Here is a 23386-nt window from a genome sequence, read left to right on the forward strand (position 1 = left end):
TGGTTGATAAGCCATCGCCAAAGCCACTTTCGTCTCTGGTCCAAACTGTTTAGAGTTTGTTGATCGGAACAAGCGAACAGAGAACGGAAGGGTCGCAATGGACACAAAATCCGAAACTGGCGCTTATCGCGTTCTCGCCCGCAAGTATCGCCCCCAGAATTTCAATGATCTGATTGGCCAGGAGCCGATGGTCCGTACGCTGAAAAATGCGTTTGAGACTGGCCGTATTGCGCAGGCATGGATGCTGACTGGTGTGCGCGGTGTGGGCAAGACCACGACGGCCCGTATTCTGGCGCGTGCGCTCAATTACAAGACCGATTCTATTGATCAGCCGTCGATTGATCTCTCCGTCATGGGGGAGCATTGTCAGGCGATCATGGAAGGCCGCCATGTCGACGTCATCGAGATGGACGCCGCCTCGCATACGGGTATCGACGATATTCGCGAGATCATCGAGCAGGTGCGCTATCGCCCTGTGTCGGCACGCTACAAAGTCTATATCATCGACGAAGTACACATGCTGTCCAATCAGGCCTTCAACGGTCTGTTGAAGACGCTTGAAGAGCCGCCGCCGCATGTGAAATTTATCTTCGCGACCACCGAAATTCGCAAAGTGCCAATCACGGTTCTGTCGCGCTGTCAGCGTTTTGACTTGCGCCGCATCGAATCGGGAACGCTCGCCGCACATCTGCGTCGCATTGCCGAAGCAGAAGCCATCGAAGTCGATGACACATCGCTTGCGATGATTGCACGCGCGGGCGAAGGCTCGGCACGTGATTCGCTCTCGATTTTCGATCAGGCCATCGCGCATGGTGCGGGTCATGTCTCAGCGGAAGCTGTGCGTTCGATGCTCGGCCTTGCCGACCGTGCACGCATTATCGATCTTTTTGAGATGATTATGCGTGGGGACGTTGCTGGCGCTTTGACTGAATTCCGTGCGCAATATGATGTTGGTGCTGATCCATCGGTCGTGCTGACGGATCTTGCCGATTTCAATCATCTGGTGACACGTCTGCGCTTTACGCCGGATGTGGCGGAAGATGTGTCGCTCTCGGAAGACGAGCGCGTTCGCGGTCGCGAGTTTGCGCAAAAGCTTTCCGTGCGGGTGCTTTCGCGGACATGGCAGATGCTGCTCAAGGGCATTGCGGAAGTGGATACCGCAACGCGACCTGTGCAGGCAGCGGAAATGCTGCTGATCCGTTTGGCTCATGCTGCCGATCTGCCAACGCTGGATGAAGCGTTGCGCGGTTTGGAAAATGGATCAGTCTCAGCACCGCGCCCGCAGCCTTCAGGCGGAGCAAGGCCGAATGGCGGCTCACAGCCGGAAGCGCGCAGCAGTGTTGATGCAGTTGCCGCCTCAACCATGATGCCAGCATCGGGTGGTCCTGCAACGGCCATGCGTCTGGTTGAAACACAGCCACAGCCAGTTCAACCGCCTGCGCCACAGCAGTTTGTCGACAATACGCCGCAGCCCTCGGTTCAAATCAACAGTCTCAATGATATTGTAGCGCTGGCTGATAAGTTCCGCGACATGCAGTTCAAGATTCTGGTCAAGAACTGTGTGCGCATGTCGTCTATTGCGGCAGGGCGGCTTGAAATCGGCCTCACAGATGATGCGCCAAAATCCTTGCCGAGCGATATTTCACAGCGTCTGCACAACTGGACCGGCATCCGTTGGGTTGTAACGGTTGCACGTGATGTTTCAGGCCAAACCGTTGCGGAAGCGGAAACCGAGCGTCGCGATAATCTTGTAACCGATGCCCGTGCTGACCCGGATGTTGCTGCCATTCTGGCGGCTTTTCCGGGTGCAAAGATCACTGACGTCCGCATAGCGGTTGCAGAACAGAGCGACGATGACGATATAGACTTGGATAGTATTGAAGACGTGCCCGGCGCGCCTTCTGACGATGACTGAATTTTAGAGCGCATCCCGAAAAGTGCGAAGCGGTTTTCGGAGTAAGATGCGCGTTCAAAAAAATGATGGAGTGAACCCATGCGTGACATGATGGGCATGATGAAACAGGCGAAGGAATTGCAGGCCAAGATGAAGGTCATGCAGGATGAAATCGCCAATCTTGAAGCAACCGCTTCTTCGGGTGGCGGCCTTGTTACGGTCACGCTTTCGGGCAAGGGCACCTTGTCGTCGCTTAAAATCGACCCTTCGATGATGAAGGAAGAGGACACTGAAATCCTCGAAGATCTGATCATCGCAGCTCATAATGACGCCAAGGCGAAGCTTGAAGCTGAAATGGCTGAAAAGACCCAGTCGCTGACCGCTGGTCTGCCAATCCCTCCGGGCTTCAAACTGCCGTTCTAGGCGATAAGGGGGCGATTAAGCCCCCATTTCATTTTCCCCTAATTTCCAACTTCATAAATCAGCATGTCCAAACGTATCGCCGGTCCTGAAATTGAACGTCTGATCCAGCTTCTGGCCCGTGTACCGGGATTGGGGCCGCGTTCTGCGCGTCGTGCGGCGTTGCACCTGATCAAGAAGAAAGAGGCGCTTCTGGTGCCGCTTGGCGGGGCCATGCAGGAAGCGGCTGAAAAAGTGCGTATCTGCTCGTGCTGCGGCAATGTTGATACCAGCGACCCATGCACGATCTGCACAGACGACCGCCGCGATCCGTCCGTTCTGATCGTCGTGGAAGACGTGTCCGATCTCTGGGCGCTGGAACGCGCTGGCACCATGAATGTGCGCTATCATGTGCTGGGCGGCCGTCTGTCACCGCTGGATGGTCTTGGACCTGATGATCTCAATATCAAAGGGCTGGTCGAGCGCGTTGCAACAGGCGAGATCAGGGAAGTGATTCTCGCAGTCAACGCCACAGTCGAAGGACAGACGACAGCGCATTACATCACCGATCAGCTGACAAATTTTGAAGTCCGTGTAACACGGCTTGCGCATGGCGTGCCGGTTGGTGGCGAGCTTGATTATCTTGATGAAGGAACGCTTGCGGCGGCTCTTCGGGCGCGAACAGCACTCTGACAATCAATTTGGGAGACGTTTATGAAGGCTGCATTCTGGAAACGATGCCTGACAACGGCTCTTTTTATCGCTGCATCGCTTTGCTCAACGTCTTCTTATGCTGCTCCCTCCAAAGCGCAAATCGAAAGCCAGTATCGCAACTGGATTGAAAAGGACCTTTGGCCGGAAGCCAAAGCCGCAGGCGTTTCGCGTCCGGTTTTCGAGCAGGCTTTTGCAGGCGTCACCATTAATTGGAAACTGCCCGATCTGGTTATTCCCGGCGAAAAGCCGTCGGGACCAAAAGAGCAGAAGCAGGCCGAATTCGGCGCCCCTGGCAAATATTTCAATGCGAAGACCGTTGGCAGCGTCACGAGTGGCGGCAAGGTGCGGCTTGGTCAGAATGCAAGTCTGCTCAAAAGCATTGAGCAACGCTATGGCGTTCCGGGCCGCATTGTTGTGGCGATATGGGGCCGTGAGTCGGGCTTTGGTACCGTCAAAATTCCCTACAACGCGTTTGAAGTGCTGGGCACCAAGGCCTTCATGGCAACGCGCAAGGATATGTTTCGCAAGGAGCTGATTGCAGCGCTTCAAATCACATCGCGCGATTACATCGCCAATGGTTCGATGAAAAGTTCGTGGGCGGGTGCGCTGGGCCAGCCGCAGTTCATGCCGACATCTTATCTCAAACATGCTGTCGATTTTGACGGTGATGGCAAGCGCGACATCTGGAATTCGGTTCCCGATACGCTGGCATCGATTGCCAATTATCTCAAAATCCATGGCTGGCAGGCAGGCCGGGACTGGGGCTATGAGGTTAATGTCCCTCAGAATGTCTCATGCTCGCTGGAAGGGCCGGATCAGGGCAAGACCTTCGCTGAATGGTCAAAGCTTGGCATCACTCGCACTAACGGCAAGGCATTTCCTGCCAGTGAGATGCGTGGCGAAGGCTTTCTGCTTATGCCCGCTGGTCGCTATGGCCCGGCCTTTATCGTGACGCCGAATTTCTACGTCATCAAAGATTACAATATGAGCGATCTCTATGCGCTGTTCATCGGCCATATTGGTGACAGCATTGCCTATGGCGCGGGTGATTTTCAGACGCAGTGGGGCAATGTCGGCACCATGTATCGCTCTGATATTCTAGCGATGCAAAAGCGCATGCAGGCGCAGGGCTACGATATTGGCAAGGCTGATGGTTTGCCGGGCTTCAAAACTCGTCGTTCTATTGGTCTTTGGCAATCAAAAAATGGAATGACGCCAACATGCTTTACATCATCTAATTTAATTACTATTATACATTAATAAATTTTATTTCATTTTTATATTATATTATATTTTTATTATAGGTTAATTATGGATAAAGTTATTAATATTTCTGGATACACAGAGTATTTTTTTCATGTAAGAATTATTACAGGTGTATTTGTGAGTCTTTGTATATCTAAGGTGCTTTCATCATTTGTTTTTTATATACAGTCAGTAAGCGAGAAAAGAATAAATATTACGCATTTTTTATGGTTGTTAACATGCAGTATATTTGTTGTAGATTGGTGGTGGGATGTTCTTGCTTGGGGTGAATTGATAAATAATTCTTATTTTTCTTACTTGTTTATTATTTTATATGCATTCAGTTTTTATTTTTTGTCTTCGTTGGTTTCTCCCGACTACGTTCACTTTCACGAAGATTTTGATTCATATTTTCTAAAAATACGTAAGTGGTTTTTTATGATTTTTATCATAAATCAAATATCTTACGATTTACTACATTTTATAATTATAAATAATGCTTACTGGTTTAGCTTAGATATCGTACTAACAGCAATTATGGCTACTATACTTTTTATATCAACTAAATTTTGCAGTTCAATTTCTCAAAAATTTACTGCTGTGTTTATTTTTATAATTCAAGTATTTTTGATTTTTGATGACCTTACCGTCGAACATTATTAATTTCACCAAAGAGTTCGCGGACCATTCCAATGGAAACGCGGATGGCCTGCCTGGTTTCAGAACCCGTTGTTCCACTGGTCTGTGGCAATCCAAAAATGGACTGCCTCTAACCTGTTTCACCCAGCAGGAACTGGCGAAAATCTATTCGCTGAAAATCCGCGCCGGAGTGAGATAATCGCTCCGGCGCACAATTTTAAGCCGCTTTTGTCAGCATGCCATGTGGGTCGAGCACGAATTTCTTCGCCACGCCCTGATCAAAGCTTTCATAGCCTTGCGGCGCATCTTCCAGCGAAATCACCTGCGCATTGACGATGTCTGCAATGTTCAGCCGACCGTGCAGAATAGCCTGCATGAGTTGGCGGTTATATTTCACTACCGGCGTCTGGCCAGTATGGAAAGACTGCGCCTTTGCCCAGCCAAGACCAAAGCGCAGTGACAGGCTTCCCTGTTTGGCGGCGCTGTCAACTGCGCCCGGATCTTCCGTCACATACAATCCGGGAATGCCGATGGAGCCTGCCGGGCGGGTAATTTCCATCATCTGGTTGAGAACGATAGCCGGTTGTTCACCGCCGCTGTGACCACGGGCTTCAAAGCCGACAGCATCGATAGCGCTATCCACTTCGTTGCTGCCGGTCACTTCTGCAATCATGTCACCGAGACGATCACTTGCCGAAAGATCAATCGGCTCGAAACCAACCTTGCGGGCATGTTCCAGCCGTTCCTTGTTGAAATCGCCAACCATGACGACTGCCGCACCTAAAATGCGCGCAGAGGCAGCGGCAGCAAGCCCAACTGGTCCGGCGCCTGCCACATAGACAATGGAGCCGACGCCAACACCCGCTTTCACTGCGCCATGAAAGCCGGTGGGCAGAATATCCGACAGCATGGTGAGGTCGCGGATTTTTTCAATGGCCTGCTCTCGGTCGGGGAACTTCAGCAGATTGAAATCGGCATAAGGCACCATGACATAGCGCGCTTGCCCACCGATCCAGCCGCCCATATCCACATAGCCATAGGCACCGCCCGCGCGTGATGGGTTGACCGTCAGGCACACGCCGGTGTCCTGCGACTTGCAGCAGCGGCAGCGCCCACAGGCGACATTGAACGGCACCGAAACGATGTCGCCCACTTCGAGCATTTCGACATCGCTACCTTTCTCAATCACTTCACCGGTGATTTCGTGGCCAAGCACAAGACCGGGCATGGCAGTGGTGCGACCGCGCACCATGTGCTGATCAGACCCGCAGATATTGGTGGTGATCACTTTCAGGATGACAGCGTGGTCCAGCTTACGCCCGTCGGGTGCGCTCAGCACCGGATCATCAATATCACGAACTTCGACTTTACCCGGGCGCATGTACACAACGCCTCTATTCCTGCTCATGCCTACCTCCTCCAGATGGACAGTGCGGGGATATACCCGTCTGACAAGCCTATCGTGCTTAATGGTCGAGGAGTTGTTCTGTGCGCGACATGTCCGGTTCGCGGATCAGCATGTTAGCGAAAGATGTAAGCGCTTTAGTCTGATAGCGGTCATTATGCGAAAGCATCAAAAACTGGCGTTGAGGCAATGCAAAATTGGCTTTGACCAATGTGCCCGCCGCGAGATGGGGTGCAGCCACCAGTTCCGAGATCGCAGTAACATAATTGCCGGAAAGCACGGCAGAGCAGATCGCTTCATTGGAAGGAAGTTCAAGCGCAATGTTCAGACGCGCCGGATCATAGCCTGCGACGCGTGCCGCATCTTCGAACACGCTGCGCGTGCCTGACCCATGTTCGCGCAATATCCACTGGCCGCTAAACAACGAATCCCAGGTGAGCTTTTCAGCATTGCGCCATGGATGATCAGGCCCTGTGACAACGATAAGCTGGTCTGTACCAACTTTGCGAAGGGAAAGTGCCGGTGCCTGTACCGCACCTTCCACAAGCCCTATATCGGCTAAACCGGCCTCAGTTGCTTGTGTCACGCTTTCGGTATTGCCGAGCGTCAGCCGCAAATAGATCATTGGGTAGGCTGCATGAAACTGTGCCAGATAGGGCGGCAGCCAATAGCTCGCAATCGTCTGGCTGGCATGAATGGTAAGAATGCCACGTTTGCCACTGCCAAGTTCCGACAGCATACGCTCAGCGGATTGCGCCCGGGCAAGTGTCGCGCGGGCTTCATCCAGAAACATGCGGCCATCGCCGGTTAGCTCTATGCGCCGTCCGATCCGGTTGAAAAGCATCGCACTATAGCGATCTTCCAGTGTGCGAATGGCCGAACTCACCGCCGATGGCGTGAGATTGAGCGCCTCCGACGCGCGGGTCAGATGCTCTCGCTCGGCCACTTCGATGAAAATACGCAGTTGTTCCAGTGTCATAGCTTCAATCGTTCGATTTTATCGAATGAATTGTGCCATATTATGCGATGGAATGAACAGAAGAAAAGGCGCATGAGATTGAAAAATATTTCTCCTGATATGAATGTCTATCCCAATGACGACCGCAATAACCACCAAATTCCAGAACATTCTCCCCGGGCTAGCGCTTAGTCTGGCGGTATCGGCAGTCGCTATCGGCTTGGAAAAGGTCGAGGAACATTATACGGGCAAGGCATGGCTGGAAGCGCTTGTCTTGGCAATTCTGCTGGGAACCGCAGTTCGCACCATTTTCCGTCCCGGTAAGCAATTTGCCAAAGGCATCAGCTTTTCGGCAAAGTTGCTACTGGAAATTGCCGTTGTACTGCTTGGCGCGTCGATCAGCGCAAGTGCGGTGATTGATGCCGGGCCGGGCCTTATCCTTGGTATTGCCTGTGTGGTGGCCATCGCGATCTCGCTAAGCTATGGCATTGGACGTTTGTTAAAACTGCCGCATCGCATGGCCGTTCTGGTTGCTTGCGGCAATTCAATCTGTGGTAATTCTGCTATCGCCGCCACTGCCCCTGTTATTGGCGCAGATAGCGAAGATGTCGCTGCTTCTATCGCCTTTACCGCCATCCTTGGTGTCGTTGTTGTGCTGTGTCTGCCGCTGCTGGTACCGCTGCTTGGAATGTCTTTTACGCAGTATGGCGTTCTGGCGGGGCTGACGGTTTATGCCGTGCCACAGGTGCTGGCTGCAACCGCGCCCGTTGCTGCAATCAGCGTACAACTGGGAACCTTGGTCAAGCTCGTTCGTGTGTTGATGCTGGGGCCGGTTATTCTGACGCTATCGGTTCTCGCTGGAAATAGAGATGCGGAGGTAAAACCCGGCTTTCTGCAACTGGTGCCATGGTTCATCATCGGTTTTCTGGGTATGATGGCGCTGCGCTCGCTGCATCTTATTCCCGAAGCAATTCTCCCGATCATCCAGTTTGCGTCGACAGCACTGACGATCATTTCAATGGCAGCACTTGGGCTTGGTGTCGATGTGCGCTCTGTCGCCTCGGCTGGCGGACGGGTCACCTTTGCGGCCATTTTGTCCCTCGTGGCACTTGGGGCGATCAGCTTAGGCTTGATATATTTGTTGGATATAGCTTGATAGCTGGCGTTTAGAATGGAGCGGAGACCTAAAGAAACACCCGCACCATTCGCCTGCTTTATTCCTTAACTACGGAGGGCCAGATTGTTCTAAAACTTATAAGCAACACCAATGCGAATGTCGTTTGTTGACAGTTTGCTGCTTGCCGTGCCGTTTCCATTAAGATCAAAGTTTTGTTTGCCGAAATCTGTATAACGATACTCTAATCGTAGTATTACGTTGTCGGTTGCCGCATAATCAACACCACCTCCAACAGTCCATCCGGTTCGTGTCTTTGTTTTAGATATAGTCTCACCATCCTCAAATTCTTCGTTGATTGTAAGCGTATTTTTAATACTTCCAAAGGCTAAACCACCAGCGAGATATGGCATAACTTTATTCACAGCATATCCCATTCGCGCTCGCATCGCTCCATTCCAAGCTAGTTCCGTGGATGCACTGTGTCCTGAATCATCGTGAAGAAAACTGTTTTTTTGGGATTGAAATCCCTTAATTATATCCACTTCACCGCCAAGAATAAAATTATTCCCTAAATCAAAGTTATATCCGGCATAGACGCCGCCAATAAAGGCACCTTTGTTTTCTGAACCCGCACTATCAAAGTCTTCAAAGTCGTCATTATCTTTTAGAGAATATTTAGTTTTTGCCCATGAGTGACCAACTTGGCCGCCCAAATAGGCTCCACTCCAATTATATGGCGAACTTGAAATTTTTTCAGTAGGTTCTTGCATGACAACAACATCTGCTGAATAGGCAGCGCTTGTTAATGATATAAATAAAATTGATGATGCAGATAAGAAGTAATGACGCATATACTGACTCCGTAGTATTATAATGCTTTTAGATCAATTTACAGTTCGGGTAATTGACATTTAATTTTTTATTTCTCAACCGCAAAATTTTATAAACATCTAGGGTTTTATTTGTTGTTCGTATATGTTTGGGTAGTCAGAAAAAAAGCCCGCCAAATGGCGGGCTTTCTCATATTTATTGAAGTGTCGAAAACTTAGTTGTTTTCCGACTTCTTCATTGCTGCAGCGAGAATGTCGCCGAGCGATGCACCGGAATCGGTCGAGCCGTACTGAGCGACTGCTTCCTTTTCTTCAGCAATTTCCAGAGCCTTGATGGAGACCTGCAGCTTGCGGGTCTTCTTGTCGAATGCGATGACGCGAGCGTCAACTTTCTGGCCAACGCTGAAGCGTTCTGGACGCTGTTCGTCACGGTCACGCGACAGATCCGAGCGCTTGATGAAGCTGTCGAGATCGTGGTCAACGAGACGGACTTCAAGGCCACCATCGGTAACGGCTGTGACTTCACAGGTTACAACGGCGTTCTTGCGCAGTTCACCCGAAGCTGCTGCTTCGCCGACCTTGTCGCCGGAAAGCTGCTTGATGCCGAGCGAGATACGTTCCTTTTCGATGTCAACGTCGAGAACAACGGCCTTAACAACTTCGCCCTTGTTGTATTCTTCGATGACCTGCTCGCCTGGACGGTTCCAGTCGAGATCGGAAAGGTGAACCATGCCGTCAACGTCGCCGTCGAGACCAATGAACAGGCCGAATTCGGTCTTGTTCTTGACTTCGCCTTCAACGATTGTGCCCTGTGGGTACTTGTCAGCAAAAGTCGTCCATGGGTTGTCGAGAGTCTGCTTGAGACCGAGCGAGATACGGCGCTTGACCGGATCAACTTCGAGCACAACAACTTCGACTTCCTGCGTGGTCGACAGGATCTTGCCTGGATGTACGTTCTTCTTGGTCCACGACATTTCTGAAACGTGGATCAGACCTTCGATGCCTGGCTCGATTTCGACAAATGCGCCGTAATCGGTGATGTTGGTTACAGTACCGGTGATCTTTTTGCCGATCGGGTACTTCGCACCAATGCCATCCCAAGGATCGTTCTCGAGCTGCTTCATGCCGAGCGAGATACGATGTGTGTCCTGGTTGATACGGATGATCTGCACCTTGACCGACTGGCCGATGGTGAGGATTTCCGAAGGATGGTTGACGCGGCGCCATGCCATGTCGGTCACGTGCAGGAGGCCGTCAATGCCGCCGAGGTCAACGAACGCACCGTAATCGGTGATGTTCTTGACAACGCCGTCAACAACCTGACCTTCTTCAAGGTTCTGAACGATTTCCGAACGCTGTTCCGCACGGCTTTCTTCAAGAACGGTACGACGCGAAACAACGATGTTGCCGCGGCGCTTGTCCATCTTGAGGATTTCGAAAGGCTGTGGGACGTGCATAAGTGGGGTAACGTCGCGGATCGGACGAATGTCCACCTGCGAACGCGGAAGGAACGCAACTGCGCCGTCCAGATCAACGGTGAAGCCACCCTTAACCTGATTGAAGATGACGCCGTCGACGCGTTCGCTGTTAGCGAACTTCTGCTCGAGCTTGCCCCAGCTTTCTTCACGACGTGCTTTTTCGCGCGACAGAACAGCTTCGCCGAGTGCGTTTTCGATGCGCTCAACGTAAACTTCAACTTCGTCGCCCGGCTTCATCGAGCCGTCTTTGCCCTTCGCGCCGAATTCCTTCAGCGGTACGCGACCTTCGACCTTGAGGCCGGCATCGATGATTGCCATGTCTTTTTCGATGGCAACGATGCGACCCTTTACAACATAACCTTCTGCAAGGTCATTGTTGGCAAAGGATTCAGCCAGCAGCGATTCGAAGTCTGCGAGGGAGGGATTAAATTCAGACATAAATACTCCTGATGCATCCGGTATAAATCAACATCGGATGCGGCGCCGGGGGTTAGAGTTGCGTTGGGCCTGTCCTTCGGTCCCGTCTCGTGAGAGACAACCGGCGCGTGGAACGCGAAGTCAGGTTATAGGTTTGGGTGAGCCCTATATAGGAACAAAACCCGGATTATTCAGTGTTTCAGAGGCATTATTCTATCAGAAAGTTATAAAACTGTCCCAATATTATGCCTTGTGCTGCGCGAGAGCATGATCAATCAGCTTTTTCGCAGCCAGAAATGCCGCTTCTATACTCATTTTGCTCGTATCTAGCAAGTGCGCGTCTTCGGCAGGCTTGAGCGGCGAATCCGTGCGGTTCATGTCGCGTTCGTCGCGCTTTTTGAGATCGGCTAAAATCTCATCAAAATCAGCTGTGCCGCCTTTGGCAATAATTTCGTCAAAGCGACGCTGGGCGCGGACTTCTGGCGATGCCGTTACAAAGAGCTTTATCTGCGCTTGCGGGCAGACCACCGTCCCAATATCTCGTCCGTCAAGCACGCTTGAAGGCAATGCATTGGCAAAACTACGTTGGGCTTCAACAAGTGCACGCCGCACCGCAGGCATGACCGCCACTTTCGATGCCGCTTCGCCGATGGCGTGGGCCGAAAGTACGACCTTATCCATATCATGCAGATTGAGTTGAAGCGCCACATCCGCCGCAATCGCCTCATCATCAAGCGGCAGCCCCTGATCGAGTAGGGCTTTCGCCACTGCACGGTAGGTCAGGCCAGTATCGAGATGGGGCATCCCGTAATGAATGGCGATGCGCCGGGCAAGGGTTCCCTTGCCCGAAGCTGCAGGTCCGTCGATGGCTACGACGAAAGTTGTCATTGCTTCTCGCTGACTTCGATTTTTGCACCAAGGCCCGGCATCATGGTCATGAATTCCGGGAAAGAGGTAGCAATCATCAAACTGTCATCAACAGTAACCGGCTTTTCAGCGGCCAGCCCCATGACAAGGAAGCTCATCGCAATGCGGTGATCAAGATGCGTGGCAACCGTGCCGCCGCCAAGGCCTTTACCGTCAGGACGACCACGAACCGTCAGCGACATTTCGCCTTCGGTGCAATCAACGCCGTTGGCTTCAAGGCCACGAGCGACGGCTGCGAGACGATCTGATTCTTTGACGCGCAACTCATCAAGACCATCCATCACGGTTTCGCCTTCGGCAAAGGAAGCAGCAATCGCCAGAACCGGATACTCGTCGATCATCGACGGAGCGCGTTCCGGTGGAACGACAACGCCCTTGAGCTTCGATGATTTCACACGCAGATCGGCAACATCTTCACCACCAGCAAGACGCGGATCGATGATTTCAATGTCAGCGCCCATTTCCTGTAAGGTCAGGATCAGTCCGGTGCGGGTGGGGTTCATCAGAACATTGCGGATCGTGACATCCGAGCCTTCAACCAGCAGCGCCGCGACAAGCGGGAAAGCGGTTGAGGATGGATCGCCCGGCACGTCGATGGTCTGGCCCGTAAGCTTGCCCTGTCCAACAATGCGAATATGGCGCACGCCATCCTTGTCAGTCTCAACCGTGAGGTCGGCACCAAAGCCTTGCAACATTTTCTCGGTGTGATCACGGGTCATGACAGATTCAATGACCGTCGTAACGCCCGGCGTATTGAGGCCTGCCAGCAGAACGGCGGACTTCACCTGTGCTGATGCCATTGGTACGCGATAGCTGATCGGGTTTGCGGTCTTTGGACCGGTGAGTGTGAGCGGCAGGCGGTCGCCTTCGGCGGCCTTGACCTGAACTCCCATCTCGCGCAGCGGGTTGAGTACGCGCCCCATAGGACGCGACGTCAGCGATGCATCTCCGATAAAGGTTGTTGTCATGTCATAGGTGCCGACAAGGCCCATGGTGAGACGGGCACCGGTTCCGGCATTGCCGAAATCGAGCGGTGATTCTGGCTGCAACAGGCAGCCATTGCCCACACCATTGATGATCCAGATGTCGCCGTCCTTGCGAATCTTGGCACCCATGGCCTGCATTGCGCGGCCTGTATTGATAACGTCCTCACCTTCGAGCAGGCCGGTGATGCGGGTTTCGCCCGCAGCAAGACCACCGAACATGAAAGAACGATGCGATATGGATTTGTCACCCGGAATGCGTATTTCGCCCTTTAAAGCCTCTGAGCGGCGAGCGGTTGCAGGTTTCGGGGTAGCGGAATGGGACATGGATTTTTCACTGTCTCATTTTGGCGTTATGCACGCTGGATTAATCAAAGCGGCAGCTTCCTAACACAGGAACAAGCCTTGGTCATCCGCCAATGCGTATTTTGAAACACAGAACGGGTGCAGAATGCGTCTTTCGCTTTGACAAAAGCTGCAAATTGCGTTTATGCACCAAACAACACCGCCAAATTAAGACTACGGCGCGTCTTCCGCCTTCTCCCGACTGATTGACGGTTGAGGAGATTGATGGCGAGCTGAAAGCATGTAAGCGTCGCAGACGCGACGGAGAAATCAACTCACGAGGCTAAACGTGGCAAAAGCTGAACTTGGTACCAAGCGCATCGATCCGGAAACGGGCAAAAAGTTTTACGATCTCAATCGCGATCCGATTGTGTCGCCTTACACCGGTATTTCATATCCGCGTTCGTATTTCGAAGCGAGCATAGCTGAAAGCCGTGCCGCTGAAGAGGAATCGGAAGAGGAAGAACTGGATACGGCATTGGAAAAGCCGGAATTCGTTTCTCTTGAAGATGCGGATGACGAAGCCAAGGGTGGTGACGACCTGCCAGATCTAGACGACGATGTCGATCTTGGCGATGACGACGACGACACCTTCCTCGAAGAAGAGGAAGATGAAGACGACGACGTTTCGGACATTCTGGGCGGCGGCGTTGGTGATGACGACGAAGAAGTCTGATCTAACTCTTCAGCGTTAGTTTGAAAGCAAGGCGGCCCATTGGGTCGCCTTGTTGTTTTTTACGGCATGGCAAACGGCGGATAGGCATTTGGCAAATTATTTTTGGCCGATGCGATAAGAGTTGTGATTTAGCTCTTGATCTTCTTCCAAACGCCATTTAAGAAGCCGCCACACCGGACAGAAATTTCTGTCTGGCCCACCTCTTAAGAGGTCTGATGGGGCCATAGCTCAGCTGGGAGAGCGCTTGCATGGCATGCAAGAGGTCAGCGGTTCGATCCCGCTTGGCTCCACCAAATTCCCCCAATAATTTTAGCGTCGTAAATAGCTTTTCCTCCCGCGATCATCGATGCAATATTTTCCACCGCGTGGACCAGTACAGATCAAGCCGTCGCGACACGAGCATTCGCTTGTTGACGAGGATTGCATGTTTGACTGAGCCGGGTTGATCAAACCGGCCGCACCTCCAGCTGGACTGTGGGACAAACCCATAAAAGCCTGACACGATTTTTTGCTACCGCTGACAGATCCGTCATTGCAAATGAATATGTCACCCCGACAATGCGATATCCCGCCCTTGCTTCCACTACAGGGCGTATTCGCTGCTTGTGAAGGTGATAGTGTCGTAATTTGCAAACTGGTAATTACCAGTTTGATGACCCAGCCCATGATCCGCATAAGTTCGGATATTAGCGAGTGTTGAAATGCGTGCAACTGATTAAGATCAGGAAAAGCATAGACGCCACGTCGAGTCTCTTTTACAGACTTCTTGGGAGCTGGATGGGAGAACAGCTCAGCTCACATAATTCTGGGAGGAATGATGAACAAGACTGCTTCCGCCAATTATCGGCCACTGTGGCAGCCTGATGCAAATCGCATTGCAGCGAGCGGGCTTGAACATTTTCGCGTGCAGGCAGAGGAGCGCGCAGGGCGGAAGCTTTCCGATTATCAGGCGCTGCATCGTTGGTCGATTGAGGATCGCGCCGCCTTCTGGACGTTGATCTGGGATTTCTGTGACGTGATTGGTGAGCGCGGTGATACGGCGTTGATCGATAGTGGCCACATGCGCGAGGCAAAATTCTTCCCGGAGGCAAAGCTTAATTTCGCAGAAAATCTTCTTCGCCATAAGGGCGAGGGCGAAGCAATCATCTTTCGCGGCGAAGACAAGGTCGAGCGTCGCCTGACTTGGGGTGATCTGCATGCGCTGGTCTCAAAACTCCAGCAATTCATGTTGGCAGAAGGCGTAAAACCCGGTGACCGCATTGCAGGCATGATGCCCAATATACCTGAAGCCATTGCGCTGATGCTGGCGGCGTCTTCTCTGGGTGCAGTGTGGTCTTCCTGCTCGCCGGATTTCGGCGCGCAAGGGGTGCTGGATCGCTTTGGTCAGATCGAGCCAAAACTGTTTTTCGCCTGCGACGGCTATTGGTATAATGGCAAGCGCATCGATGTGAGTGACAAGATTGCTGAAGTTTCAGCCAGGCTGCCGAGCAGCAAACGGACTGTCATTGTCAGCTATCTCGGAGAAGCCGAAGCCGTTGCCAGCAATGCGCGAAATGGCATTGCGCTGGATGCAGCCCTTGCATCATTTGCTGCAAAGGATGTCGCGTTTATGCGACTGCCATTCGACCACCCGCTCTATATTCTCTTTTCGTCGGGTACCACCGGCATTCCAAAATGCATTGTGCATCGCGCTGGCGGCGTGCTGTTGCAGCACCTCAAAGAACATCGTCTTCATGCGGATGTTCGCAAAGGTGACCGCTTTTTCTATTTCACGACCTGTGGCTGGATGATGTGGAACTGGCTGGCATCCGGCATAGCGTCCGGCGCAACGCTTCTGCTTTATGATGGCTCACCATTCTATCCCGATGGCAATGTGCTGTTTGACTATGCGGCAGCAGAAAAAATGACCTATTTCGGCACGTCGGCAAAATTCATCGATGCGGTGCTGAAAGCTGGGTTGAACCCGCGCGAAACCCACGACCTGTCAGCACTTCGTACGATTTCGTCGACTGGCTCGCCGCTGTCGCCAGAAGGCTTTGCTTTCGTCTACGAGTCGATCAAGCCGGATGTACATCTGGCCTCCATTTCCGGCGGTACTGATATTGTCTCTTGTTTCGTGCTCGGTGTTCCAACCGAATCTGTGTGGCAGGGTGAAATTCAAGGCGCTGGTCTTGGCATGGCGGTCGATGTCTGGGACGATGATGGCAAGCCGGTGCGCCGTGAGAAAGGCGAGCTGGTCTGCACGAAGGCTTTCCCCTCCATGCCGCTGGAGTTCTGGAATGATCCGGATGGAGCGAAATATCAGGCTGCCTATTTTGACCGCTTTGACAATATCTGGTGCCATGGCGATTTTGCCGAATGGACGCAACATGATGGCATCGTCATTCACGGTCGTTCAGATGCGACACTTAATCCAGGTGGCGTGCGCATCGGTACGGCGGAAATCTACAATCAGGTTGAGCAGATGGCAGAAGTCGCAGAAGCGCTTTGCATCGGGCAGGATTGGGATCATGACGTGCGGGTGGTGCTGTTTGTTCGGCTTGCTGAGAGCATCTCGCTCGACGACGATCTCCGAACGCGCATCAAGACCAAAATCCGCACCGGCGCGACACCGCGCCATGTGCCTGCAAAGATCGTGGCGGTAAGCGATATTCCGCGCACCAAGTCCGGCAAAATTGTTGAACTTGCCGTGCGTGACATTGTGCATGGGCGCGAGGTGAAAAATCGCGAAGCGCTGGCAAATCCGGAAGCGTTGGAGCTATATCGCGATCTTGCTGAGCTTCAGAGCGATTGAGCACAACCTGAGAAAAACACGAAATAAAATTACGTTAATGGGTAATAAATAGCCACAGAACGCCGCGCAAAGCCATTGCCTATTCCGCCTCCACAAGACACTCTGTTTGAATAACCGGGCAGAACTTGTGGAGGACGAGTATGTTTGCTTCGGGCATGAATTTCGGTCTTGGTGAGGAGATCGAGGCCCTTCGCGATACGGTGCGCCGTTTTGCGGAAAGCCGCATTGCGCCACTTGCCGCCGATACCGATCGCAATAACGCATTTCCCATGCATCTCTGGCGTGAACTGGGTGATCTTGGCGTGCTGGGCATTACCGCATCTGAGGATTTTGGCGGCGCAGATATGGGCTACCTGGCTCATTGCATTGCTATGGAAGAAATCAGCCGTGCGTCAGCCTCGATTGGCCTGAGCTATGGTGCGCATTCCAATCTCTGTATTAATCAGATCATGCGCAATGGTTCACCGGAGCAGCGTGCAAAATACCTGCCAAGGCTCATTTCCGGCGAGCATGTCGGGGCGCTCGCCATGTCTGAGCCGGGCGCTGGCTCCGATGTTGTCTCAATGAAGCTTCATGCTGAAAGGCGGGATGGCCGCTTCGTGCTCAACGGCAACAAGATGTGGATCACCAACGGCCCGGATGCTGATGTGCTGGTGGTCTATGCCAAAACCGATCCGGCTGCCGGTTCGCGCGGGATTAGTGCTTTTCTCGTTGAAAAGACGTTCAGGGGATTTTCCACTGCACAAAAGCTCGACAAGCTTGGCATGCGCGGCTCCAATACATGCGAACTGGTGTTTGAGGATTGTGAAGTGCCTGCCGAAAACCTGCTCGGCGAAGTGGGCAATGGCGTGAATGTGCTGATGTCCGGCCTTGATTATGAGCGTGTGGTGCTGGCAGGCGGCCCGCTCGGCATCATGGCGGCATGCCTCGATATCGTTGTGCCTTATGTGCATGAGCGCAAGCAGTTCGACCAGCCGATTGGCGCGTTCCAGCTGATGCAGGGCAAACTTGCAGATATGTATGTGAGCTTCAACGCATCGCGTGCCTATGTCTATGCGGTGGCAGCCGCCTGTGATCGCGGTGAAACCACGCGCAAGGATGCGGCGGGCTGCATTCTTTATGCCGCGGAAAGTGCCACGCAAATGGCGCTGCAGGCGATACAGGCACTGGGCGGCAATGGATATATCAATGATTATCCGGCAGGACGCTTATTGCGTGACGCGAAGCTTTACGAAATTGGTGCAGGCACATCTGAAATCAGGCGGATGCTGATCGGGCGGCAACTCTTTGAGGAGACCCGCTGATGCCGGTTCTGAAATCCGAAGTTTTGACACGCAGTGCAATCTTTGAAGCCAACCGCAATGCCATGCTTGCGGCGATTGACGTGGTGGCACAAGCATCACGCATCGCCACTGATGGTGGGGGTGAGAAGGCGCGTGAACGTCATGTTTCACGCGGCAAGCTGTTGCCTCGTGACCGGGTTGCGCAACTGCTTGATCCAGGGTCGCCTTTTCTCGAAGTAGGCCAGACGGCAGCACATGAGATGTATGATGGTGCAGCACCGTCAGCTGGCATTATTACAGGCATCGGGCGAGTTTCGGGGCGTGAATGCATGATCGTCTGCAATGATGCCACGGTGAAGGGTGGCACTTATTATCCCATCACGGTGAAAAAGCATCTGCGAGCCCAGGAGATTGCGGGTCAGAACCGCCTGCCATGCATCTATCTCGTTGATTCCGGTGGGGCCAATCTCCCTAATCAGGATGAGGTTTTCCCGGATCGCGATCATTTCGGGCGTATTTTCTACAATCAGGCGCAGATGTCGGCGGCGGGCATTGCGCAGATTGCAGTGGTCATGGGATCGTGTACGGCAGGCGGTGCCTACGTCCCCGCCATGAGCGATGAAACGGTGATTGTGCGCAATCAGGGCACGATTTTTCTGGCTGGTCCGCCGCTGGTCAAAGCTGCAACCGGCGAAGTCGTGAGCGCGGAAGTTCTCGGTGGTGGCGATACGCATACCCGGCTTTCCGGTGTTGCTGATCATTTGGCGAATGATGATGCGCATGCGCTGCAAATCGCCCGCGCCATAGCGGCCAATCTCAACAGCCAAAAGCGCGAGTTTTGTCCAAGGGGGGATGCTGCTGCTCCGCTTTATGACTCCGAAGAAATTCTCGGAATTGTCTCGGCTGATACCCGCATTCCCTACGATGTGCGCGAGCTGATTGCGCGGCTGGTCGATGGCTCGGATTTCGATGAGTTCAAGGCGCGCTTCGGCCCCACATTGGTTTGCGGTTTCGCAAGCCTTTACGGAATGCCGATCGGCATTATCGCCAACAATGGCGTGCTGTTTTCGGAAGCCGCTTTAAAGGGTGCGCATTTCATCGAGCTTTGCTGTCAACGTAATATTCCGCTGGTGTTTTTGCAGAATATTACCGGCTTTATAGTTGGGCAAAAATATGAAGCTGAAGGCATCGCTAAACATGGCGCGAAGCTCGTCATGGCGGTGGCGACGGCCAATGTGCCCAAAATCACGATGCTGATTGGCGCATCCTATGGCGCAGGCAATTACGGCATGGCGGGGCGGGCTTATTCGCCACGTTTTCTCTGGACCTGGCCGAATAGCCGCATTGCGGTAATGGGGGGTGAACAGGCGGCAGGTGTGCTGGCGAGTGTCAAGCGCGACGGGATTGAGCGCACCGGCGGCAAATGGTCTGCGGAAGAGGAGGCGGAGTTCAAGCGCCCAACTTTGGAAATGTTTGAGCGACAGAGCCATCCGCTTTATGCGTCGGCGCGGCTTTGGGATGACGGGATTGTCGATCCGCGCAAGAGCCGTGAGGTCCTGGGCCTGTCGCTTTTTGCAACGCTGAATGCTCCAATAGAGCCGACGCGCTTCGGCTTGTTCAGGATGTAGAGGGCGATCCGATGTTCAAAAAAATCCTGATTGCCAATCGCGGAGAAATCGCCTGTCGGATCATGCGTACGGCGGGCCAATTGGGGATTGCCACTGTCGCGATTTATTCCGACGCGGATGCCAATGCGCTTCATGTCGAAATGGCCGACGAGGCCGTGCGCGTGGGGTCTGCTCAATCTGCGCAAAGCTATTTGAATGTCGATGCGATCATCAAAGCGGCGAAGGATACGGGCGCCCAGGCAATCCATCCGGGCTATGGCTTTCTCTCCGAAAACCCAACCTTTGTGGAAGGGGTTGAAGCAGCCGGACTTATCTTCATAGGCCCATCGGCAAAAGCCATTCGCGCCATGGGGTTAAAAGATGCTGCCAAGGCTTTAATGGAAAAAGCCGGTGTACCTGTTGTGCCGGGTTATCACGGCGATAACCAGGATGAAGCCTTCCTGAAAAGCGAAGCGAGCCAAATCGGCTACCCCGTGCTGATCAAGGCCCGCGCGGGCGGCGGCGGCAAGGGCATGCGCCGCGTCGATGATCCCGCCGATTTTGCCGCAGAATTGGAGAGCGCGAAGCGCGAGGCGGAAGCCTCGTTTGGAGATAGTGCTGTTCTGATCGAAAAATACATGACCAAGCCGCGCCATATTGAGGTGCAGGTCTTTGGTGATAATTTCGGCAATGCCGTGCATCTATTTGAGCGCGATTGCTCGCTGCAACGCCGCCATCAAAAGGTGATTGAGGAAGCGCCAGCGCCCGGTATGACCGCTGACATGCGCGCTGCCATGGGCAATGCAGCGGTGAAGGCCGCACAAGCCATTGGCTATTCCGGCGCAGGCACAGTTGAGTTCATCGCCGACGTTTCAGAAGGGCTTCGCGCTGATCGTTTCTTCTTCATGGAAATGAACACGCGTTTGCAGGTCGAGCATCCCGTGACGGAAGCGATTACCGGCCTTGATCTGGTTGAATGGCAATTGCGCGTGGCAGCCGGTGAAGCTTTACCAAAGCGGCAGGATGAGCTTGCGATTAATGGCTGGGCTTTTGAGGCGCGACTTTACGCGGAAGACCCGGCGCGCGATTTTCTGCCAGCAACGGGAAGGCTTGCACTGTTTGCCCCGCCGGAAAATGCGCGGGTCGATTCGGGCGTGCGCAGCGGCGATGTCATTACGCCTTTTTATGATCCGATGATTGCAAAAATCATCACGCATGGCGCTACCCGCGACGACGGGTTGAACCGCCTTGCTGTGGCACTGAACAACACGCGCATCGCTGGCGTTGTAACCAATCGGCAGTTCTTATCTCAACTCTGCAAGCTTCGATTGTTTCAGGAGGGCGATGTCGATACAGGTCTGATTCCGCGTGAGGCAAATGTGCTGTTTCGCGATCAGCGCCCTTCAGAGATCGCGTTTGCTTTGGCTGCCCTTGGTGCACTCGACCTTCTTGATCTGCCTGGAAAAGATGATCCGTGGAATGTTCTGCGCGGATTCCGTCTATGGGGTGATGCATCGCGCTCTGTCATTCTTGATCATCATGATCAGCGTCAGACAATCAGCTTCAACATTAAAAGTGACAGACTTTTTGGCTTTGCCTTCGGCACACTGGAAATTCGTTCTTTTGAGAACGGTTTGGTACGTTTTTGCATTGGCGGTCGTATTGACCAGGCATCTGTCTTTCGCATCGGCTGTGACGTGACCGTGCAGTTTGAAGGCACGGACACTCTGTTTCACTATTTAGAGACTGCCGCAGCAGTGGATGAGGCTTCGAGCGAAAGCCGCATTCTGTCGCCAATGCCGGGATTAGTTCGGCTCGTTTCTGTGGCGGAGGGGGCCAATGTTGTCAAAGGCGACAGGCTGGTCACGATGGAAGCGATGAAGATGGAGCTTTCACTGATTGCACCCCGCGATGGCAAGGTCGCATCTGTGAGCGTCGCGGCTGGCGATCAGGTCAATGAAGGCGCGCTGTTAGTCCAATTGGAGGAAGATGATGGCTGAACACGTTGAAATCGTCGAAATGGCTGCGCGCGACGGCCTCCAAAACGAAAAGCGTTTTGTGCCAACAGCCGACAAGATTGCCCTGATCGACCGGCTGTCCGATTGCGGCTATTCCCGCATTGAGGCAACCAGTTTTGTCAGCCCGAAATGGGTGCCGCAACTTTTCGATGCGACTGAAGTTATGGCCGGTATCCATCGCTCGCACGCTGTTCGTTATTCAGCCTTGGTACCCAATATGAAGGGCTATGAGCGTGCTGCTAGCGCCGGCGTGGATGAAATTGCGGTTTTCATTTCGGCGTCAGAGGGCTTTTCCAAAGCCAATATCAATTGCACCATTGCGGAGAGTATTGAGCGGCTAGCGCCAGTCATTGGTGCCGCCATCAATGACGGTCTGGCCATTCGCGGTTATGTCAGTTGCGCAGTTGAATGCCCTTATGACGGACCGATTGCTCCGCAGGACGTGGCCAACGTGACCGAGCAACTCTTCTCTCTCGGCTGTCATGAGGTCAGTCTTGGAGACACGATTGGTCGCGGCACACCGGAAACTGTGAGCGCCATGCTTGATGCGGTTTTGACTGTGGCAACAGCGCATAGTCTTGCGGGTCATTATCACGACACCAACGGGCGAGCGCTCGACAATATCCGGATCAGCCTGGAAAAAGGTTTGAGGGTATTTGATGCATCTGTGGGCGGGCTTGGAGGATGTCCGTTCGCGCCCGGCGCCCAAGGCAATGTCGATACGGTGGCCGTCGTGGAAATGCTGCAAAGTCTTGGGTTTGAAACAGGGCTTGATATTGAAAGACTGCGATCAACAGCTTTGTTTGCGCAAGCACTCGCTCAGGATAGGGCGGCATGATGGAATTTGAAACCATCCTCATCGACATTGATGAGCGCGGGGTGGCCACGCTGACGCTCAACAGACCAGAGCAGCATAATGCACTTTCCGGTCTGATGATTCATGAGCTTTTCAGCGCTACGCAGCGCCTTGCCAATGACGATGCGGTGCGGGTCGTCACGCTGACGGGCAGCGGCATAAGTTTTTGTGCGGGCGGTGATCTTGGCTGGATGCGTGAGCAGGTAAACGCGACCCGCACGCAACGCATTGAAGCAGCCCGAGCACTCGCGCTGATGCTCAAGGCATTGCACGATCTGCCGAAGCCATTGATTGGGCGCGTGAACGGGCAGGCCTATGGCGGTGGTGTCGGACTGATCAGCGTTTGCGATACCACAATTGGTGTAACGGATGCGCGTTTCGGATTGACGGAAACCAAGCTTGGATTGATCCCCGCGACGATCAGCCCCTATGTGGTTGCGCGTATCGGTCAGGCCCATGCATTGCGCAATTTCACGTCGGCACGATTGTTTGATGCCGAAGAGGCAAAGCAGATTGGATTGCTGCATCAGGTGGTCGAAGCGGAGCGACTTGATGCTTCGGTCGAGGCTGAAATCAGACCATATCTTTCGACTGCTCCAACTGCGGTTGCGGCCTCCAAGCGGTTGGTACATGCGCTTGGAAGACCCATAGACGATATGACAATCGAAATGACACTGGTCCGCCTTGCGGATGCTTGGGAAACGCCAGAGGCCGCAGAGGGATTCGCGGCCTTTTTTGCGAAGCGATCACCATCTTGGAAGAGAGGAGGATAGTCACTTTATGGGAGGCAGTTTTCGTTGT

18 protein-coding genes and 1 tRNA gene are annotated in these 23386 nt (G+C 53.2%); 13 read left to right on the forward strand and 6 right to left on the reverse strand.

Annotated features, from left to right (window positions below; genetic code table 11):
• The first annotated feature begins 13 nt into the window (after positions 1 to 13).
• From RI570_RS06880 to RI570_RS06895, 4 genes are all read left to right on the forward strand, one after another.
• Positions 14 to 1915, forward strand: a complete 1902-nt coding sequence (locus RI570_RS06880) for a DNA polymerase III subunit gamma/tau (protein ID WP_313828577.1) — start codon at positions 14 to 16, stop codon at positions 1913 to 1915.
• A 78-nt stretch (positions 1916 to 1993) separates the two neighbouring features.
• Entirely contained in the window at positions 1994 to 2317 is a 324-nt protein-coding gene (locus tag RI570_RS06885) for a YbaB/EbfC family nucleoid-associated protein (protein ID WP_064322329.1), read from the forward strand.
• Between the two features lie 63 nt (positions 2318 to 2380).
• The gene (gene recR / locus RI570_RS06890; protein WP_313827676.1) at positions 2381 to 2986 is read left to right on the forward strand and encodes a recombination mediator RecR; all 606 of its coding nucleotides are present in this window, start codon (positions 2381 to 2383) and stop codon (positions 2984 to 2986) included.
• A gap of 21 nt (positions 2987 to 3007) precedes the next feature.
• Positions 3008 to 4267 carry a lytic murein transglycosylase gene (locus tag RI570_RS06895; protein ID WP_409558624.1) on the forward strand — a complete coding sequence of 420 codons (1260 nt, stop codon included), beginning with the start codon at positions 3008 to 3010 and terminating at the stop codon, positions 4265 to 4267.
• A gap of 841 nt (positions 4268 to 5108) precedes the next feature.
• On the opposite strand, the gene fdhA is transcribed toward RI570_RS06895, so the two are convergent.
• Entirely contained in the window at positions 5109 to 6299 is a 1191-nt protein-coding gene (gene fdhA, locus RI570_RS06900; protein WP_313827677.1) for a formaldehyde dehydrogenase, glutathione-independent, read from the reverse strand.
• 58 nt (positions 6300 to 6357) lie between these two features.
• Entirely contained in the window at positions 6358 to 7275 is a 918-nt protein-coding gene (locus RI570_RS06905; protein ID WP_313827678.1) for a LysR family transcriptional regulator, read from the reverse strand.
• Between the two features lie 115 nt (positions 7276 to 7390).
• Between RI570_RS06905 and RI570_RS06910 the strand changes: the two genes are divergently transcribed.
• Positions 7391 to 8410 carry a YeiH family protein gene (locus RI570_RS06910; RefSeq protein ID WP_313827679.1) on the forward strand — a complete coding sequence of 340 codons (1020 nt, stop codon included), beginning with the start codon at positions 7391 to 7393 and terminating at the stop codon, positions 8408 to 8410.
• A gap of 89 nt (positions 8411 to 8499) precedes the next feature.
• Here RI570_RS06910 and RI570_RS06915 read toward each other — a convergent pair whose 3' ends face one another.
• From RI570_RS06915 to aroA, 4 genes are all read right to left on the reverse strand, one after another.
• Positions 8500 to 9222, reverse strand: coding sequence for a porin family protein (locus tag RI570_RS06915; protein ID WP_313827680.1), 723 nt, complete (start codon positions 9220 to 9222; stop codon positions 8500 to 8502).
• Positions 9223 to 9416: 194 nt separating this feature from the next.
• On the reverse strand, positions 9417 to 11117 hold the full coding sequence (gene rpsA / locus RI570_RS06920; protein WP_313827681.1) for a 30S ribosomal protein S1: 1701 nt from the start codon (positions 11115 to 11117) through the stop codon (positions 9417 to 9419).
• Between the two features lie 222 nt (positions 11118 to 11339).
• The gene (gene cmk, locus RI570_RS06925) at positions 11340 to 11984 is read right to left on the reverse strand and encodes a (d)CMP kinase (RefSeq protein WP_313827682.1); all 645 of its coding nucleotides are present in this window, start codon (positions 11982 to 11984) and stop codon (positions 11340 to 11342) included.
• On the reverse strand, positions 11981 to 13333 hold the full coding sequence (gene aroA, locus RI570_RS06930) for a 3-phosphoshikimate 1-carboxyvinyltransferase (RefSeq protein WP_313827683.1): 1353 nt from the start codon (positions 13331 to 13333) through the stop codon (positions 11981 to 11983). Before aroA ends, cmk begins: the two co-directional genes overlap by 4 nt.
• 307 nt (positions 13334 to 13640) lie before the next feature.
• Between aroA and RI570_RS06935 the strand changes: the two genes are divergently transcribed.
• The 8 genes from RI570_RS06935 to RI570_RS06970 all read left to right on the forward strand — a co-directional run bounded on the left by RI570_RS06935 (position 13641) and on the right by RI570_RS06970 (position 23358).
• Complete coding sequence (locus RI570_RS06935; RefSeq protein ID WP_313827684.1) at positions 13641 to 14027, forward strand: TIGR02300 family protein; 387 nt, start codon at positions 13641 to 13643, stop codon at positions 14025 to 14027.
• A gap of 217 nt (positions 14028 to 14244) precedes the next feature.
• Positions 14245 to 14320, forward strand: a tRNA-Ala gene (locus RI570_RS06940).
• A gap of 521 nt (positions 14321 to 14841) precedes the next feature.
• Complete coding sequence (locus RI570_RS06945; protein WP_313827685.1) at positions 14842 to 16821, forward strand: acetoacetate--CoA ligase; 1980 nt, start codon at positions 14842 to 14844, stop codon at positions 16819 to 16821.
• A 155-nt stretch (positions 16822 to 16976) separates the two neighbouring features.
• Positions 16977 to 18125, forward strand: coding sequence for an isovaleryl-CoA dehydrogenase (locus RI570_RS06950; protein ID WP_313828579.1), 1149 nt, complete (start codon positions 16977 to 16979; stop codon positions 18123 to 18125).
• Positions 18125 to 19732: a carboxyl transferase domain-containing protein gene (locus tag RI570_RS06955; RefSeq protein ID WP_313827686.1), complete on the forward strand. Its 1608-nt coding sequence runs from the start codon at positions 18125 to 18127 to the stop codon at positions 19730 to 19732. Before RI570_RS06950 ends, RI570_RS06955 begins: the two co-directional genes overlap by 1 nt.
• 11 nt (positions 19733 to 19743) lie before the next feature.
• Positions 19744 to 21711 (forward strand): acetyl/propionyl/methylcrotonyl-CoA carboxylase subunit alpha, encoded by a 1968-nt coding sequence (locus tag RI570_RS06960; protein WP_313827687.1) that lies wholly within the window; start codon positions 19744 to 19746, stop codon positions 21709 to 21711.
• The gene (locus tag RI570_RS06965) at positions 21704 to 22567 is read left to right on the forward strand and encodes a hydroxymethylglutaryl-CoA lyase (RefSeq protein ID WP_313827688.1); all 864 of its coding nucleotides are present in this window, start codon (positions 21704 to 21706) and stop codon (positions 22565 to 22567) included. Before RI570_RS06960 ends, RI570_RS06965 begins: the two co-directional genes overlap by 8 nt.
• The gene (locus tag RI570_RS06970) at positions 22564 to 23358 is read left to right on the forward strand and encodes a crotonase/enoyl-CoA hydratase family protein (RefSeq protein ID WP_313827689.1); all 795 of its coding nucleotides are present in this window, start codon (positions 22564 to 22566) and stop codon (positions 23356 to 23358) included. The genes RI570_RS06965 and RI570_RS06970 overlap by 4 nt, the downstream gene beginning before the upstream one ends.
• Positions 23359 to 23386: the final 28 nt, after the last annotated feature.

The organism is Brucella pseudogrignonensis (assembly GCF_032190615.1).
GTDB lineage: Bacteria > Pseudomonadota > Alphaproteobacteria > Rhizobiales > Rhizobiaceae > Brucella > Brucella pseudogrignonensis_B.